Source organism: Bradyrhizobium sp. AUGA SZCCT0177 (assembly GCF_018130125.1).
Classification (GTDB): Bacteria; Pseudomonadota; Alphaproteobacteria; order Rhizobiales; family Xanthobacteraceae; genus Bradyrhizobium.
Window position 1 is genome coordinate 139,680 of the sequence record NZ_JAFCMA010000020.1, and the last position, 16,049, is coordinate 155,728.

A 16,049-nucleotide genomic window follows, 5' to 3' on the forward strand; every position below is an offset into this window, starting at 1 on the left:
GTCGTTTCCATGGCTATGGCATCACCGTGAACAAAAAAGTCCAAACCGGCGAAAGCTCCAAGGCCGGCGTCTCCTACCGATTCGATGCTGCCGATCCGCTGAATGACGGCGGCAGCTTTGCGATCGATGCAAGCGAGGTGCCAGCCGTAGAGTCTAGCGACGATGAGCTTTGGTACAAGGATGCCATTATCTATCAGCTCCACGTCAAGGCCTTTGCCGACAGCAACAATGACGGCATCGGCGATTTCGCAGGACTGACGGAGAAGCTGGGTTACCTGCAGGACCTTGGCGTCACCACGCTGTGGCTGTTGCCGTTCTACCCCTCACCCGGGCGTGATGACGGCTACGACATCGCCGACTATGGCGACATCAATCCCGATTTCGGGACGATGAAGGATTTCAGGCGCTTCATCCAGGAAGCCAAGCGGCGCGGCCTGCGCGTCATCACCGAGCTCGTCGTCAATCACACCTCCGACCAGCACGACTGGTTCAAGCGCGCCCGGCGCAGCGGCCCGGATTCGAGCGCGCGCAACTGGTATGTCTGGAGCGATACCGACCAGAAATACCAGGGCACGCGGATCATCTTCACCGATACCGAGAAGTCGAACTGGACCTGGGACCCGGAAGCCGGCCAGTTCTACTGGCATCGCTTCTTCGCGCACCAGCCGGATCTCAATTTCGACAATCCGCGCGTGGTCAGTGCGCTGGTAAAGGTGATGAAGCGCTGGCTCGATACCGGCGTCGACGGTTTCCGCCTCGATGCCATTCCCTATCTGTGCGAGCGCGACGGCACCAACAACGAGAACCTGCCCGAGACCCACGCCATCATCAAGCGGCTGCGCATCGAGCTCGACGCCTATGCCAAAGGCAAGGTGTTGCTGGCGGAGGCCAACCAATGGCCCGAGGACGTGCAGGAATATTTCGGCCGCAGCGATGAATGCCACATGGCCTATCACTTCCCGCTGATGCCGCGCATCTACATGGCGATCGCCCAGGAAGACCGCTTTCCGATCACCGACATCCTGCGGCAGACGCCTGACATTCCGAGCAATTGCCAATGGGCGCTGTTCCTGCGCAACCATGACGAGCTGACGCTGGAAATGGTCACCGACGTCGAGCGCGATTATTTGTGGTCGACCTACGCCAACGACCCCCGCGCGCGCATCAATGTCGGCATCCGCCGGCGCCTGGCGCCGCTGATGGACAATGACCGGCGCAAGATCGAGCTGATGAACTCGCTGCTGCTGTCGTTTCCGGGCACGCCGATCATCTATTACGGCGACGAAATCGGCATGGGCGACAACATCTATCTTGGCGACCGCAACGGCGTGCGCACGCCGATGCAATGGACGCCGGACCGCAATGGCGGCTTCTCCCGCGCCGATCCGGCGCGGCTTTATGCACCCACCATCATGGATCCCGTCTACGGTTATGAATCCGTCAACGTGGAGGCGCAGTCGCGCAGCCTGTCGTCGCTGCTGTCAGCCACCAAACGGCTGATCGCGGTCCGCAAATCGACACTGGCTTTCGGCCGCGGCACCATGACGTTCATCCGCCCGGAAAACCGCTCGGTGCTGTGCTATGTGCGCCAGTATGAGGACGAGGCCATTCTCTGCGTCGCCAATTTGTCGCGCTCCGCACAGGCCACCGAACTAGATCTCTCCCCGTGGAAGGACCGGATTCCCCTGGAGATGCTCGGCCGCACGCGCTTCCCCGCGATCGGCGAACTGCCCTACATGATCACGCTGGCGCCGTACGGCTTCTACTGGTTCGAGCTGCAGGAGCGCGACAAGTCCGAGCCGGTGGTGCAGCGTGCGGTGCCCGAATTCGAAACGCTGGTGGTGCCGCTGGGCGCGACCTGGGTGTCGCTGGCGCGCACCCGCGGCGTGTTCGAACGCGACGTGCTGCCCGGGCATCTGGCGCGGACGCGCTGGTACCCGGAGCGATCGGCCAAGGCCATCCAGCCGACGCTGATTTCGGCGATCCCGTTCTGCGATATCGGCGATAACAGGCCATGGCTCGCCTTCTTCAAGTCGACGCAACGCGGCGTCACCACGCGCTACGTGCTGCCGTTGCAGATCGAATGGGTGCGCTTCGACCGCGAGCGCTATAACCCGCGCGCGCTGGCCGCCGTGCGTCAGGGCGCCCGTGAAGGAACATTGCTCGACGTCGCCAACGACCAGATTTTCATCGCGATCTTGCTGCGAAACCTCAAGGAGTCGCTACTCGTCGACGAAAGCGAGCAGGGTTTGAAGCTGGAATTCCGGCCGACCAGCCGTTTCTCCGATAAGGCGATCAAGCAGCCCGAACACATCCGCACGATCGAGACCGAGCGGGTCGACAGTACTGCGCAGGTGGATGACGATTATGTCGTCAAGATCTACCGCACGCTGCAGGCCGGCATCAGTCCCGAGATCGAGATGGGCCGTTTTCTGACCGAGATCGCCGGCTATGCCAACACGCCGGCGCTGCTCGGCAGCGTCGAACTGATTGACGGCGACGAACGAAACGCTATCGGCGTCCTGCATGCTTTCGTCGCCAACCAGGGCGACGCCTGGACCGTGACCGCCGCCTATCTCGACCGCTTCGTCGACGAGCAGCGCCTGCTGGCGGCAAGCGAGCGTGTCAGGGAAAGCGAGGATCAGGTCTCTTTTCTGCGCTACATGTCGCAGGCCGGCCGGCGCGTCGCCGAGATGCATGTCGCACTGGCAAGCAATAATGAGCTTTCCGACTTCGTGCCGGAGCCCATCAAGCACGAGGATGTCCAGCGCTGGTTCGGCGACACCCTGGCCCGCGTCGAGCGCGTCTTCGACACGCTGAAGCAGCGACGCGATACGCTGAAAGAGGTGGATCGTCCGCTGGTCGATCAGCTATTGGCCCAGCAATCCGGCCTGCCCGATCGGCTGAAGGCGCTGTTGCCGCAAGAAAACGCCGGGCTCAATATCCGCCATCACGGCGACTTCCATCTTGGCCAGCTGCTGATCGTCAAGGACGACATCTTCATCGTCGATTTCGACGGCGATCCGCGGCGCTCCATCGCCGAGCGTCGGCGCAAGGCGCCCGCGGCGCGCGACGTCGCCAGCATGATCCGTTCGATCGATTATTCGACGACTGCAGCCCTTGAGCGGGCGCTCAAGGTGGCCCACGATGAAAACGGCAGGCTCGGGGCTGCGCTCGCGGAGTGGCGCAATCGGGCGACTGCCGCGTTCCTGGCCGCCTATCGCGAAGCCATGGTTAACAAGCGCCTTTGGCCAGCCGACCCTGAAGCTGCCGAGTCGATGCTCAACTTCTTCCTGCTGGAGAAGGCATGCTACGAGATCGAATATGAACTATCCTACCGGCCGGATTGGCTACGAACGGCCTTGACCGGAATGCTCCGTATTTTGCCGCAACAGTCGCTTGAGGCCTTATGACCAAGCTACCCGCCGAGGCCTATGCGATCATCCAGGGCAATCACACCGACCCCTTCCATTATCTCGGCCTTCATACCGAGGGCGACCGCAAGATCGTTCGTGCGTTCCTGCCGGAGGCCTCCAATGTCGAGGCAATCGGAGAACATGGTGAACGGGCGCCGCTGGCGCGGATCCATGATGCTGGGCTATTTGCCGGTGCGCTGCCGAACGGCTCTACGCGCTATCAGTTGCGCGCCCGGTTCGGCGACAAACTGGTCGACCTCGACGACCCCTACCGTTTTCCGCCTGTCCTGAGCGACTTCGACCTTTACCTGCTCGGCGAAGGCACCCATCAGCGCATCTACGACAAGCTCGGCGCCCATCCGATGACGCTGGAAGGCGTCGAGGGCGTGGCCTTTGTCGTGCTGGCGCCGAACGCCCGCGGCGTCAGCGTGGTCGGCGATTTCAACTACTGGAATCCGCGCCGGCACCCGATGCGGGTGCGTGGCGTCGGCTATTGGGAGCTGTTCATTCCCCACGCCAGCGTCGGCGACCACTACAAGTTCGACATCATCGAACCCAACGGACAGCATTTGCCGCTGAAGTCCGATCCGGTCGCCTTTGCCGCCGAAGTGCGTCCCAAGACCGCCTCGATCGTTTTCGACCAGGCCAATCTGCCGCGTCCGCGCCCGGCACCGGTTGGTATGAATGCGTTGAACGTGCCGATGTCGATTTACGAGGTTCATCTCGGTTCATGGCGGCGCAAGGGCAGCAACGATTGGCTGACCTACCGCGAACTCGCCGAGCAGCTTCCGGCCTATGTCAGGAATCTCGGATTTACCCATGTAGAACTTCTACCCATCAGCGAACATCCGTTCGACGGGTCGTGGGGCTATCAGCCGACCGGCATGTTTGCGCCAACCAGCCGGTTCGGCACGCCCGAGGATTTTGCCGCGCTGGTCGATGCCTTCCATCGCGAGGGCATTGCCGTGCTGCTCGACTGGGTGCCCGGACACTTCCCCGACGACCCCCATGGCCTCGGCCATTTCGACGGCACCGCATTGTACGAACACGCCAACCCCTTGCAGGGCCGCCATCTCGACTGGGGCACGCTGATCTACAATTACGGCCGCACCGAAGTGGTGAATTTCCTGGTGTCGAACGCGCTGTTCTGGCTGGAACGCTACGCCATCGACGGGCTGCGCGTCGATGCGGTCGCCTCGATGCTCTATCTCGACTACTCCAGGCCCGCCGGCGAATGGATTCCGAACCAGCTTGGCGGGCGGGAAAATCTCGAAGCCATCGGCTTTCTGCGCCGCTTCAACACCGAAGTGTTCGGACGCTTCCCGGACGCCACCACCGCGGCGGAGGAATCCACCGCATGGCCGCAAGTCTCCCGCCCGGTCGAATATGGCGGGCTTGGCTTCGGCTACAAGTGGAACATGGGCTGGATGCACGACACGCTGAAATATATCGGCAAGGATCCGATCCACCGCAAATTCCATCACGGCGACATCCTGTTCGGCCTGCAATATGCGTTCTCGGAAAACTTCATCCTGCCGCTGTCGCATGACGAAGTCGTGCACGGCAAACGCTCGATCCTGGGACGGATGCCCGGCGACGACTGGCAGCGTTTTGCGAATTTGCGCGCCTATTACAGCTTCATGTTCGGCCATCCCGGCAAGAAGCTGATGTTCATGGGCTGCGAATTCGGCCAGGAGCGCGAGTGGGATCACGATCACTCGCTGGATTGGCACCTGCTGCAACAGCCAAGGCATGCCGGCATCCACAGCCTGGTCCGCGACCTCAACCACCTCTATCGCACGGTGCCGGCGCTGCACGAGCTGGATTGCAGCCAGCCGGGCTTCGAATGGGTCATCACCCATGATTCCGGCGGCAACGTCTTTGCCTGGGTCCGCAAGGGCCTTGATCCGCGAGCGCGCTGCCTTGTGGTCGTGAACTTCTCGCCCAACGTCTACTATGATTACCGGGTACGCGTGCCGTTTGCCGGCAAATGGAAAGAAGTGTTCAATTCGGACTCCGCGCATTATGGCGGCAGCAATGTCGGCAATGTCGGCGAGGTCCGGACGCTGGAGGGCAACATCCCCGAACTCAACCTGACCATTCCGCCGCTGGCCGCGATCTTTCTCGTACCGGAAAGCTGACGCATGCGCCTGACCGCGGGAACGCCCTCACGTCTCGGCGCAAGCTGGGACGGAAGAGGCACCAATTTTGCGCTGTTCTCGGCCAACGCAGAGAAGGTCGAGCTTTGCCTGTTCGACGGCCAGGGCCGCCGCGAGCTCGAGCGCATTGAATTGCCCGAACGAACCGAGGATGTCTGGCACGGCTATCTCAACGACGTCTCGCCCGGGCAGCTCTACGGCTATCGGGTCCACGGGCCCTACCATCCCGAGCACGGGCACCGCTTCAACGCCAACAAGCTGCTGCTCGATCCCTATGCAAGGCGGCTGGCCGGCCGGCTGGTCTGGAGCGACGCGCATTTCGGCTATCGGGCCGGCAGTTCGCGCGAGGATCTCTCCTTCGACCGGCGCGACAACGCCCGCGGCATGCCCAAAGCGGTCGTCGTCGACGAGACCTTCAACTGGGGCCGCCGCGAGATGCGCCCCAACATTTCCTGGGAAGACACCATCATCTACGAGGCCCACGTCAAGGGCCTGACGCAGAAGCGCGACGACGTGCCGCCGGGCCTGCGCGGCACCTATAGCGGGCTCGCCTCGCCTGCGATGATCGATCACCTCAAGCGCCTTGGCGTCACCACCATCGACTTGCTGCCGGTCCACGGGCTGATCGACGACCGCGTGCTGGTCGAAAAGAAGCTGGTCAACTACTGGGGCTACAACACACTGGCGTTCTTCGCGCCCGAAGGGCGCTACGCGCAGGACAATCCGCTCGATGCGTTCCGCACCACGGTGGCGCGGCTGCACGATGCCGGCATCGAGGTGATGCTCGACGTCGTCTACAATCACACCGCCGAAGGCAATCATCTCGGCCCGACGCTGTCGTTTCGCGGCATCGACAACGCGTCCTATTACTGGCTCAAGCCGGACAATCGGCGCTTCTATGACGACTTCACCGGCTGCGGCAGTTCGGTCAATCTGACCCATCCGCGCGTGCTGCAAATGGTGATGGATTCACTGCGCTATTGGGTCGAGGTCTGCCACGTCGACGGCTTCCGCTTCGATCTCGCCACCACGCTGGCGCGCGGGCCGAACGGTTACGACCGCAACGCCGCCTTCCTCACCGCCGTGCGGCAGGATCCGGTGCTGGCAACCGTCAAACTGGTCGCCGAACCCTGGGATCTCGGTTTGGGCGGCTATCAGGTCGGCGCGTTCCCGTCGCAATGGTCGGAATGGAACGACCGATATCGCAGCGCGATGCGGCGCTACTGGAGCGGCGAAGGCAGCCTGATCGGCGAAATATCGAGCCGCATGACCGCTTCCTCCGACCTGTTTCACCATGACAATCGCGCCCCGCGCGCCGGCATCAATCACATCACCGTTCATGATGGCTTCACGCTGGCGGATCTGTTCAGCTACAACGAGAAGCACAACGAGGCCAATGGCGAAGACAACCGCGACGGCTCCAGCCACAACGACAGCAACAATTGCGGGCATGAAGGCCCGACCGATGACGCTGCGATCATTGCGTTACGCCGCCAGCTCCGCAAGAACCAGCTGGCGTGCCTGATGCTCGCGCAGGGTACGCCGCTGATGCTGGCCGGCGATGAAGTCGGCAACTCGCAAAGCGGCAACAACAACGCTTATTGCCAGGACAACGAGATCGGCTGGGTTGGTTGGGAAAACCTCGGCAAGGAAGGCGAGGACCTCACCGATTTCATCGGCCATTTGACCGGCCTGCGCCGGCGGTTCGGCCAGATCCGCTGCCAGCGCTGGCTCGACGGCCGTCGCGCCGACGGCTCCTACGGCGTGCTGTGGCTGACGCCGGCGGCCGAGGAAATGAAGGAATCCGACTGGAAGTTTCCGGAAGGACGATTCCTCGCCTATGTGCTCGGACCAATGGAACAAGGACAAGCGCCGATCTTTATCGTTCTGAACGCCGCCCCCGAAGAGATCGCATTCAAATTGCCCAAGATGAGCAACTACAAGAGCTGGCAGCGGGTGCTGAATACCACCGAAAACGCACAAGCGACGGCCGACTTCGCCGCGGGCGCCAACCTGAAGGCGCCGCCGCGCTCGGTGCTCGCCTTTGCGGGCTCAGCATGAATGACCGACAATTTGGCCCAAATCTGACGAAAGACGGCACGCGCTTTCGCCTGTGGGCGCCGGCGGCCAAGCGCGTCGATCTGCTGCTGCAACAACCCCATGCGATGCAGGGCGGCGACGGTGGATGGTTTTCCACCAATATCCCGGGCGCGAAATCGGGCGCCCGCTACAAATTCCGCATCGACGACGAGATCGATATCCCCGACCCCGCGGCCGATTTTCAGCCCGAGGACGTCTTCGGTCCGAGCGAGGTGATCGACCACGCCGCCTTTCCGTGGCGCGCGACGGAGTGGCGCGGGCGGCCCTGGCAGGAAGCCGTCATCCTCGAGGCTCATGTCGGAACCTTCACGCCGGACGGCAGCTATCGCGCCATGATCGGGAGGCTCGATCATCTCGTGCAGACCGGCATCACCGCGCTGGAATTGCTGCCGCTGGCGGACTTCGCCGGCAGCCGCAACTGGGGGTATGACGGCGTGCTGTGGTATGCGCCCGACAGCGCCTATGGCCGGCCTGAGGATCTCAAGGCGCTGATCGACGAGGCGCATCTGCGCGGCCTGATGGTGTTTCTCGACGTGGTCTATAACCATTTCGGCCCCGAGGGAAATTATCTCGGCCGTTACGCGCCGGGGTTCTTTACGGAGGCCCACACCCCGTGGGGCAGTGCGATCGATTACCGCGTGCCGCAAGTGCGCGCCTTCGCGATCGAGAATGCGCTGCATTGGCTGCGCGATTATCGCTTCGACGGATTGCGGCTGGATGCGGTGAACAGCATCGTCGAACCGGGTGGGCTCTCGCTGCTGCACGATCTCAGCATGGCTGTGGGCCAGCTCGCCGCGGCAACCGGTCGGCACATTCATCTGGTGCTGGAAAACGGCGACAACCGCGCCAGCATACTGGACGCTGCGCAGGACCCGCCGCGCGGCAAATATCGCGCGCAGTGGAACGATGATTATCATCACGCCTGGCGCGTGCTGATGACCCGCGAAAAGCAGGGTTATTATTGCGACTATCAGCGTTCGCCGCTGGACGACATCGCCAGATCGCTATCCTCAGGATTTGTCTACCAGGGCGAGGTGTCGGAATTTCGCGGCGGCACGCGCGGCGAACCGAGCGGCAAGCTCGCACCGACGGCTTTCATCAATTTCCTGCAGAACCACGACCAGATCGGCAACCGCGCCTTTGGCGACCGGCTCGAAGGCGTAGCGCGTCCGGAAGCCATCGAAGCGGCGCTCGCCGTCATGCTGTTGGCCCCTGCGATCCCGATGCTGTTCATGGGGGAGGAATGGGGCTCGAAAACACCCTTCCCATTCTTCTGTGATTTCAAGGGCGATCTTGCGGACGCGGTCCGCAAGGGCCGCCGCAGCGAATACGCCTGGGCCTACGCCGAATATGGCGACGAGGTCCCCGACGCGTTGGCGCCATCCACCTTCCAATCGGCTGTGCTCGACTGGAATGAACGCGCCGAGCCGGCGGCACAACGACGGCAGTCAACCGTGCAGCAGATGCTGGCGATCCGCAGGCGAGAGATCGTCCCTCGCCTCGCAGGCGCGGCGTTCGGCGAAGCAAAGGCCGCCGGCAATGGCCTGCTGACGGCCAGTTGGCGCATGGGCGATGGCGCCACGCTTCGTCTGCTCGCCAACCTGTCAGACCTGGAGATCGCCAATACATCGGGCGAATTCCAGGGAACCCTGATCTGGGGCAGCGAGTTGGGAGAACGCGTCCCGCCATGGTCGGTGCACTGGCGCATCGGATAGGAAAATGCCCCCGGCGATCCCGATCGCGACCTACCGCCTGCAGCTTTCGGCGGATTTCGATTTCGACGCGGCCGCTTCCGTCGTCCCGTATCTTGCGGCGCTCGGGATCACGCATCTCTACGCTTCGCCCTTCATGACGGCTCGCAAGGGCAGCACGCATGGTTACGACATCACCGATCACACAAGGTTCAATCCCGAGCTCGGCGGCGAAGCCGGCTTCGAGCGGTTGAGCGCGGCGCTGCGGAAATACGATCTCGGCCTGATCCTCGACTTCGTGCCCAATCATGTCGGGGTGCATTTCGCCGATAATCCATGGTGGCTGGACGTGCTGGAATGGGGCCAGACCTCGCCGCACGCGGCATCCTTCGATATCGACTGGGAACTGCTGCCGTATCGCGCGCGCGGCGGCGTGCTGCTGCCGATCATCGGTTCATCCTATGGTCAGGCGCTGGAAAGCGGCGAGATCGAACTGCGCTATGATGCCAACGAAGGCAGCTTCTCGGCATGGTATTTCGAGCATCGGCTGCCGATCGCACCCGAGCGCTACAGCGAAATCCTGCGAACCGTCGTCAGAGAAGCAGGCGCCGAAGATCGTCCAGCCGGCAAGGACATCCTCGCCCTCGCCGCGCGCTACCACGGGCTGCGCCGCCCCAACCGGAAGGAAGCCCCGGCGTTCAAGGCAGGGTTGCGGGCGATCGCCGGAAGCACTGCGGCCATCACGCACGGGATCGACGCCTATCGCGCCGGACCGGATCGTCCCGCCCAGACGCTGGCGCTGCACCACCTTCTCGAACGCCAGCATTACAAGCTCGGTCACTGGCGGCTTGCCTCCAGCGACATCAACTACCGCCGCTTCTTCGACGTCAATTCGCTCGCGGGATTGCGCGTCGAGGACGCCGGCACCTTTGAGGCCATCCATCAACTCGTCAGACGGCTGATCACGGAAGGAAAGCTGCAGGGCCTGCGGCTCGACCATATCGACGGCCTGCGCGATCCCGTCCAATATTTTCAGCGCCTGCGCCGCCTGATCCGCGGCGCGCAGGGCAGCAAGCCATTTTACATGGTGATCGAGAAGATTCTCGGGGAAGGCGAACAGCTGCCTTCCTTCACCGGGGTTCACGGTACCACCGGCTACGAGTGGATGAACACGATTACGCAAGCGCTGGTCGACGGCAATGGCCTCGAACCGCTCAGCGAAATCTTTCGCCAGATCAGCAGCCAGTCGCCGAAACTCGAACCGATCCTGAAGGAGGCCAAGCGCCGGGTGCTGGAAACCCTGCTGACCAGCGAGTTCACGGTGCTGACGCGCCTCCTGGCGCGCATCGCCAGCGGACACTACTCGACACGTGACTATTCCGCCGACAGCCTGCGGCAGGCGCTGGAACTCTACGTGCTGCATTTCCCGGTCTACCGGACCTATTTGACCTCGTCGGGTCCGAACGCCCATGACCGTGCGCTGATCTCGCAGACCCTCCAGAAGGCACGCGCTGACTGGTTCGCGGCCGATGACGGCATTTTCGAATTCCTGCGCGACACCCTGACCATGGACCTGCTCAAGCCCGGCCGGCCGCCACACAGCGCGCCGCGCGTGCGGCGATTTGCGCTGAAGGTGCAGCAATTCACCGGGCCGATGATGGCCAAATCGCTCGAGGACACCACGTTCTATCGCTACCACCGCCTGCTCGCACTCAACGAGGTCGGCGGCGACCCATCTGCCAGGGCGCTCTCCGTCGATGATTTTCATCAGGTCATGCAGACGCGCGCCGGGGAATGGCCGCATGGCATGACCGCGACCGCAACGCATGACACCAAGCGGGGCGAGGACGCCCGCGCCCGGATCATGGCGCTGTCCGAGATCCATGGCGAGTGGACCAGCGCCGTGGCGCGGTGGAAGGTTCTCAACGCGCCTCATCTGGTCATCGACGGCGAGATGCGGGCGCCGTCGGCGACATTCGAATACATGCTCTATCAGGCCCTGCTGGGCGCCTGGCAGCCGGACGACGAGGGGTTCCTGGAGCGGATGCAGGCCTATGCGCTGAAGGCGGCGCGCGAGGGCAAGGAAGAGACCAGCTGGCTCAATCCGCACGCGGCTTATGAAGCGGGACTGAAGACCTTCATCGCGCGCATTCTGGACCGCTCCATTTCCGCCGAGTTTCTGGACGCGCTTGATGCGCTGGCGCGGCGCGTATCGCTATTAGGCGCCTTGAACTCACTGAGCCAGATCACGCTGAAGGCAACGATGCCGGGCGTACCCGATTTCTATCAGGGCACCGAGCTTTGGGATTTCTCGCTGGTCGATCCCGATAACCGGCGACCAGTCGACTTTGCCAAACGTGCCCACCTGCTCGCTTCACTGCAGACACCGGACTGGGACCAGTTGGTGCAGGATTGGCCGAGCGGCAAGTTGAAACTGGCCTGGACGCGGCATCTCCTCAAATTGCGCACTGGGCTCGCCGATGTCTTCACCAACGGCGATTATCAGCCACTGGATATCAGCGGACCTCATCGCGACCACTTTATCGCCTTTGCCCGCCGTCGCGGCCGCGAGGCCGCAATCGTCGTCGTCACGAAATCGTCCGCGGCGTTCTCCGAGAGTGGCCGGGCGTGGCCCCGCGCCGAAAGCCATGATGCCACCCTCGACGTCACCGGTTATTCGGCGGAAGGCTTTGCCGACGCCGATGCCTCACAATTGCGGTTGTCCGACCTGTTGGCACACCTGCCTGTGGCCGTGCTGAAGGCCAGATATCACGGCGCGGCGCAGCGTGCGCCAAAGCGCAGGCGCTTGATGCCAACGCCCTAGCTCTTCTTGGTCAGCAACAGATTGCCGCGACTTCGGATCGCGGCCTGTGCCACTTCGGCGAAGCGCTGCAGCAGCCACGGCAACACGACCTCTACCTTCACATGATCGTCGGCGACATCGACATGCCCGGCAGCCGCCTGCCCGAGCGCGCGGACGCGAAAGACCATGCGGTTGTCTTCCCAACGCTCCTCATCGACGCTCAGCACCGGCACGCTCGACGCAGCGCGCGATAAACCTGTTTTGAGACGGCGCATGGCTTCTTCGCGGCCGAGGCTGTGCGGAATGGAAACGACGAGCGGTGCGGACATTGGACAAATCCTCGGGTCTGATCTTTCGGATGTAATTCCGTTCCGTTCGAAAGGAAGAGGCGGGCGCGATATGTGCACTGCAATAGGCGGAACTTTCACACCTGCCATTTGTTTTTCCGGTTGAGGGCAAGGCAAACAGGCGCCCAATGCCGGGCTGAGGAGAACTACATGTCACTCGGAACAATCATCCTGATCATTCTTATCATCGCCCTTCTCGGCGGCTTTTCCGGCATCGGCGGCGGACCGTTCTACGGCACCGGCTATTACGGTGGCGGCGGCCTCGGGCTGGTGATCGTGATCCTGCTGATATTGTTGTTGCTCGGGAAGCTGTGATCTCTGAATAGAGATGTTTTCCGTCATGGCCGGGCTTGTCCCGGCCATCCATGTCTTCCTTGCTTGAGTTCGGCAAAGACGTGGATGCCCGGGACAAGCCCGGGCATGACGGCGTGGTTGGGTTGCCGCTTCTAACCATTCCCCGCCAGCTTTTTCATCGCCGCCTTGATCGACGCCGCCGCCTCATCATAGCCCTGCCACGCCTTGGTTTTGGCCAGTAACGCCGGCACCGTGCGCACGGTGTATTTCTTTGGATCGAGATCGCCGCGCACCTGCGCCCAGGTCAGCGGCATTGAAACCGTGGCGCCCTCGCGCGCGCGCGGCGACAGCACGGCGACCGCGGTCGACATCCGGTCGTTGCGCAGATAGTCGAGGAAGATCTTTCCCTGGCGCTGCTTCTTCGACATGTTGAGCAGATAGCGCTCGGGATCGTCGTTCGCCATCCACTGGCAAACGCCCTGCGCGAACGCCTTCGCTTCCTTCCACGTCACCTTGTCCTTAGGCCCGTGGAGCAGCGGCGTCACCACGTGCAGTCCCTTGCCGCCGGTGGTCTTGCAGAAGCTCTCGAGGCCCACGGCGGTCAGCCGCTGCCGCATCTCCTTGGCGGCCTCGATCACGTCAGCAAATTCGACATTGGGCGCGGGGTCGAGATCGAACACCAGCCGGCCGGGAACATCGGGCGCATCAGGCGCGCAATTCCAGGGATGCAGTTCGAGCCCGCCGCTTTGGGCTACCGCAGCAAGGCCCTCGATGCGATCGATCTGCAAATATGGCTTGCGATCTCCCGAAACCTTGACGAGTTCGAGCAGCTCCGACTTGCCCGGCATGCCATGACGCTGAAAGAACGTCTCTCCCTTGATGCCATCGGGCGCGCGAACCACCGAGCACGGCCGCCCCTTGAGGTGGCCGATCATCCATTCGCCGACTGCTTCGAAATAACGCGCAAGATCGAGCTTGGTCACGCCCTTGCCGTCCCCACCGTCGGGCCACAGCGCCTTGTCGGGTTTTGAGATGACGACGCCCATCACCTCAGCGGATTTGCCGGCCGACGACTTGCCGGACCTGATCAACGGTTTTGTCACCTTGGTCATGACAGGCCTCTCCGCTTCAACCTCATTTGCCGGCTTGTCCTGCCGCAGCCCCTTGAACGCCGCCTGCCTGATGTTGCCGCCGTCGGTCCACCCCGCGAATTCGATCTCGGCGACGAGTTCAGGCTTCAGCCAATGCACGTCGCGGGTCTTCTTCGGCGCGTCCTTGCCGCCAAACGGGCTCTTGTCTGAACTCGCCGCCTTCAGCGCCGGCATGATGCGCCGGACCGTATCCTGCCCAAAGCCGGTGCCCACGAGGCCGACAAAGGCGAGATGACCTTCGCGATAGACGCCGGCCATCAGCGAGCGGAATTTGCCGTTGGTGGTCTTCCAGCCGCCCAGCACCACCTCGTGTCCGGCGCGGGTCTTGGATTTGGTCCAACTTTCGGACCGCCCGGATCGATACGGCGCATCCAGCTTCTTGGAGATGATGCCTTCAAGCGCCAATTTGTTGGCGGCTTCCAGGACGGAATCGCCGCTTTCCTCGAAATGCGCGACGTACTGAATCAGACGGCCCTTGCGCTTCCTGGCTTCCAGAAGCTGCTTCAGGCGCGCCTTGCGCTCGCCAAGCGGGAGGCCGCGTAGATCCTCACCGCCGGCGAACAGCAGATCGAACGCGAAGAAGATCAGGGCGCCGGTTTTGCCGTCGGAGATTGCGGCCTGCAGCGTCGAGAAATGCGGTACGCCGTGGTGGTCGAGCGCCGCGATTTCGCCGTCGATCAGCACATCCGGCAGCGATGTCGCCTCCTTGGCGATGGCGCCGAACTTTTCCGTCCAGTCCAGTGCTTTACGGGTTTTCAGGACGGCGTCGCCATCCTCGACCCGCAATTGCATGCGGTAGCCGTCGAATTTGATCTCGTGGCACCAGCCGTCCGAATTGGGTGGGCTTTCGGCGGAGGCGCAAAGTTGCGGCGCGACGAAATCCGGCATCGCGTCAATCTTCTTCGCCTTGGCGGCGGCGGGCGCCTTCGTTGGAGGCGCGGACCGCGCGATCGACGTCTTGATCGATGTTTTTCCCTGCGCCCGCGCTTCCGCCGCATCGCCGCGGTTGGAATGCCACACCGCATCCGCTTTGGTCTTGCCGCCCTTCGCCAGCATGAACGGCTTTGGCGCCCTCCCCTTGCCGTTCGCAATCTGATCCATCGAGCGGCCCGACGCGACCGATTTGTCCTCGTCGAGGATATCGTTGTCGTCCCCTTCCTTGACGAATTCGTCGCGATGCTTGATCAGCAGCCAGTTGGTGCGCTTGCCGCCATAGCGGTCGCCCTTCATCCGCACCAGCACCCAGCTGCCATGCAGCTTCTCGCCCTGCAGGTTGAATTTCAGGTCGCCCTTCTTGAAGCCGCGCTCGGGGTCGTCGGATTCCCAATAGCCGCGGTCCCAGAGCTGCACGGTCCCGCCGCCATATTGGTCATCCGGAATGGTGCCTTCGAAATCACCGTAATCGAGCGGATGGTCCTCGACCTCGACCGCGAGCCGCTTGTCGTGCGGATCGAGCGAGGGACCACGCGTCACCGCCCACGACTTGAAAACGCCGTCGAACTCCAGCCGGAGATCGTAGTGCAGCCGGGTCGCGTCATGCTTCTGGATCACGAACCGCCGCTGCTTCGACGGCGCCACCTTGACGTCGCCGGAGGGCTCGCTGGTCTTTTCGAAATCGCGTTTTTTCCGGTAGGTGTTCAGGTTTCGTAGCGACACGGTCTAGCCTCACATCCGTCCGGCGCCCCGCGAGGCGGCAACGTTATCCAAAACCCATGGTAACCGTTGAAGTTCCGAAACCAAAGCCCGCCGGGCGTGGCCTTAGCTCCATCAGCGCGTCGTCCCGGCGCCGGGACCCATACTCCGCGGCAATCATTGTTGAAGAAGGTCTCTAACGCCAGCGCCTAACCGATGGGCCGCGGCGTATGGGTCCCCCGATGCGCAATTGCGCATCTGAGCTCAAGGCCGGGACGACAGCGGTGTTTGTTGTTGCGCCGTTATCCAAAACACACCTTCGCATTCTCGCGGCGCGATGCGCCCGAGCTGTGCCAGAAACTTCCCGCCCTCTTCAAATAGAGGGCGCAGGGAAGACCGGGTGCGCGCTGCACCCGCGGTCCCGTGTGCGGTTAGCACTAAGTAGGCTGCACACGA

Annotated in this window: 8 protein-coding genes; 6 read left to right on the forward strand and 2 right to left on the reverse strand. The window is 62.8% G+C overall.

The annotated features are described in order from the left end of the window. Nucleotides 1-122 precede the first annotated feature (122 nt). The 5 genes from treS to treY are packed head-to-tail and all read left to right on the forward strand — an operon-like array spanning nt 123 to nt 12,190. Nucleotides 123-3,413 (forward strand): maltose alpha-D-glucosyltransferase, encoded by a 3,291-nt coding sequence (gene treS, locus JQ597_RS23440; protein WP_212267006.1) that lies wholly within the window; start codon nt 123-125, stop codon nt 3,411-3,413. Beyond that, on the forward strand, nt 3,410-5,557 hold the full coding sequence (gene glgB / locus JQ597_RS23445) for a 1,4-alpha-glucan branching protein GlgB (RefSeq protein ID WP_212266960.1): 2,148 nt from the start codon (nt 3,410-3,412) through the stop codon (nt 5,555-5,557). The genes treS and glgB overlap by 4 nt, the downstream gene beginning before the upstream one ends. Before the next feature lie 3 nt (nt 5,558-5,560). After that, nucleotides 5,561-7,636, forward strand: coding sequence for a glycogen debranching protein GlgX (gene glgX / locus JQ597_RS23450; protein WP_212266963.1), 2,076 nt, complete (start codon nt 5,561-5,563; stop codon nt 7,634-7,636). Continuing rightward, a complete protein-coding gene (treZ, locus tag JQ597_RS23455) occupies nt 7,633-9,390 on the forward strand; it encodes a malto-oligosyltrehalose trehalohydrolase (RefSeq protein ID WP_212266966.1) in 1,758 nt (585 codons plus the stop codon). The genes glgX and treZ overlap by 4 nt, the downstream gene beginning before the upstream one ends. Before the next feature lie 4 nt (nt 9,391-9,394). Beyond that, a complete protein-coding gene (gene treY / locus JQ597_RS23460) occupies nt 9,395-12,190 on the forward strand; it encodes a malto-oligosyltrehalose synthase (protein WP_212266969.1) in 2,796 nt (931 codons plus the stop codon). On the opposite strand, the gene JQ597_RS23465 is transcribed toward treY, so the two are convergent. Beyond that, entirely contained in the window at nt 12,187-12,498 is a 312-nt protein-coding gene (locus JQ597_RS23465; RefSeq protein ID WP_212266971.1) for a polyhydroxyalkanoic acid system family protein, read from the reverse strand. The two genes, treY and JQ597_RS23465, sit on opposite strands and share 4 nt — an antisense overlap. A gap of 168 nt (nt 12,499-12,666) precedes the next feature. Between JQ597_RS23465 and JQ597_RS23470 the strand changes: the two genes are divergently transcribed. Continuing rightward, entirely contained in the window at nt 12,667-12,831 is a 165-nt protein-coding gene (locus JQ597_RS23470; RefSeq protein WP_192740124.1) for a DUF3309 family protein, read from the forward strand. A gap of 131 nt (nt 12,832-12,962) precedes the next feature. Here JQ597_RS23470 and ligD read toward each other — a convergent pair whose 3' ends face one another. Then, nucleotides 12,963-15,617 carry a DNA ligase D gene (gene ligD, locus JQ597_RS23475; protein WP_212266973.1) on the reverse strand — a complete coding sequence of 885 codons (2,655 nt, stop codon included), beginning with the start codon at nt 15,615-15,617 and terminating at the stop codon, nt 12,963-12,965. Nucleotides 15,618-16,049: the final 432 nt, after the last annotated feature.

Coding starts and splice junctions, on each gene's coding strand:
- treZ (WP_212266966.1), top strand. CDS start 7,633: ATGAATGACCGACAATTTGGCCCAAATCTGACGAAAGACGGCACGCGC.
- JQ597_RS23470 (WP_192740124.1), top strand. CDS start 12,667: ATGTCACTCGGAACAATCATCCTGATCATTCTTATCATCGCCCTTCTC.
- glgB (WP_212266960.1), top strand. CDS start 3,410: ATGACCAAGCTACCCGCCGAGGCCTATGCGATCATCCAGGGCAATCAC.
- treY (WP_212266969.1), top strand. CDS start 9,395: ATGCCCCCGGCGATCCCGATCGCGACCTACCGCCTGCAGCTTTCGGCG.
- glgX (WP_212266963.1), top strand. CDS start 5,561: ATGCGCCTGACCGCGGGAACGCCCTCACGTCTCGGCGCAAGCTGGGAC.
- JQ597_RS23465 (WP_212266971.1), bottom strand. CDS start 12,498: ATGTCCGCACCGCTCGTCGTTTCCATTCCGCACAGCCTCGGCCGCGAA.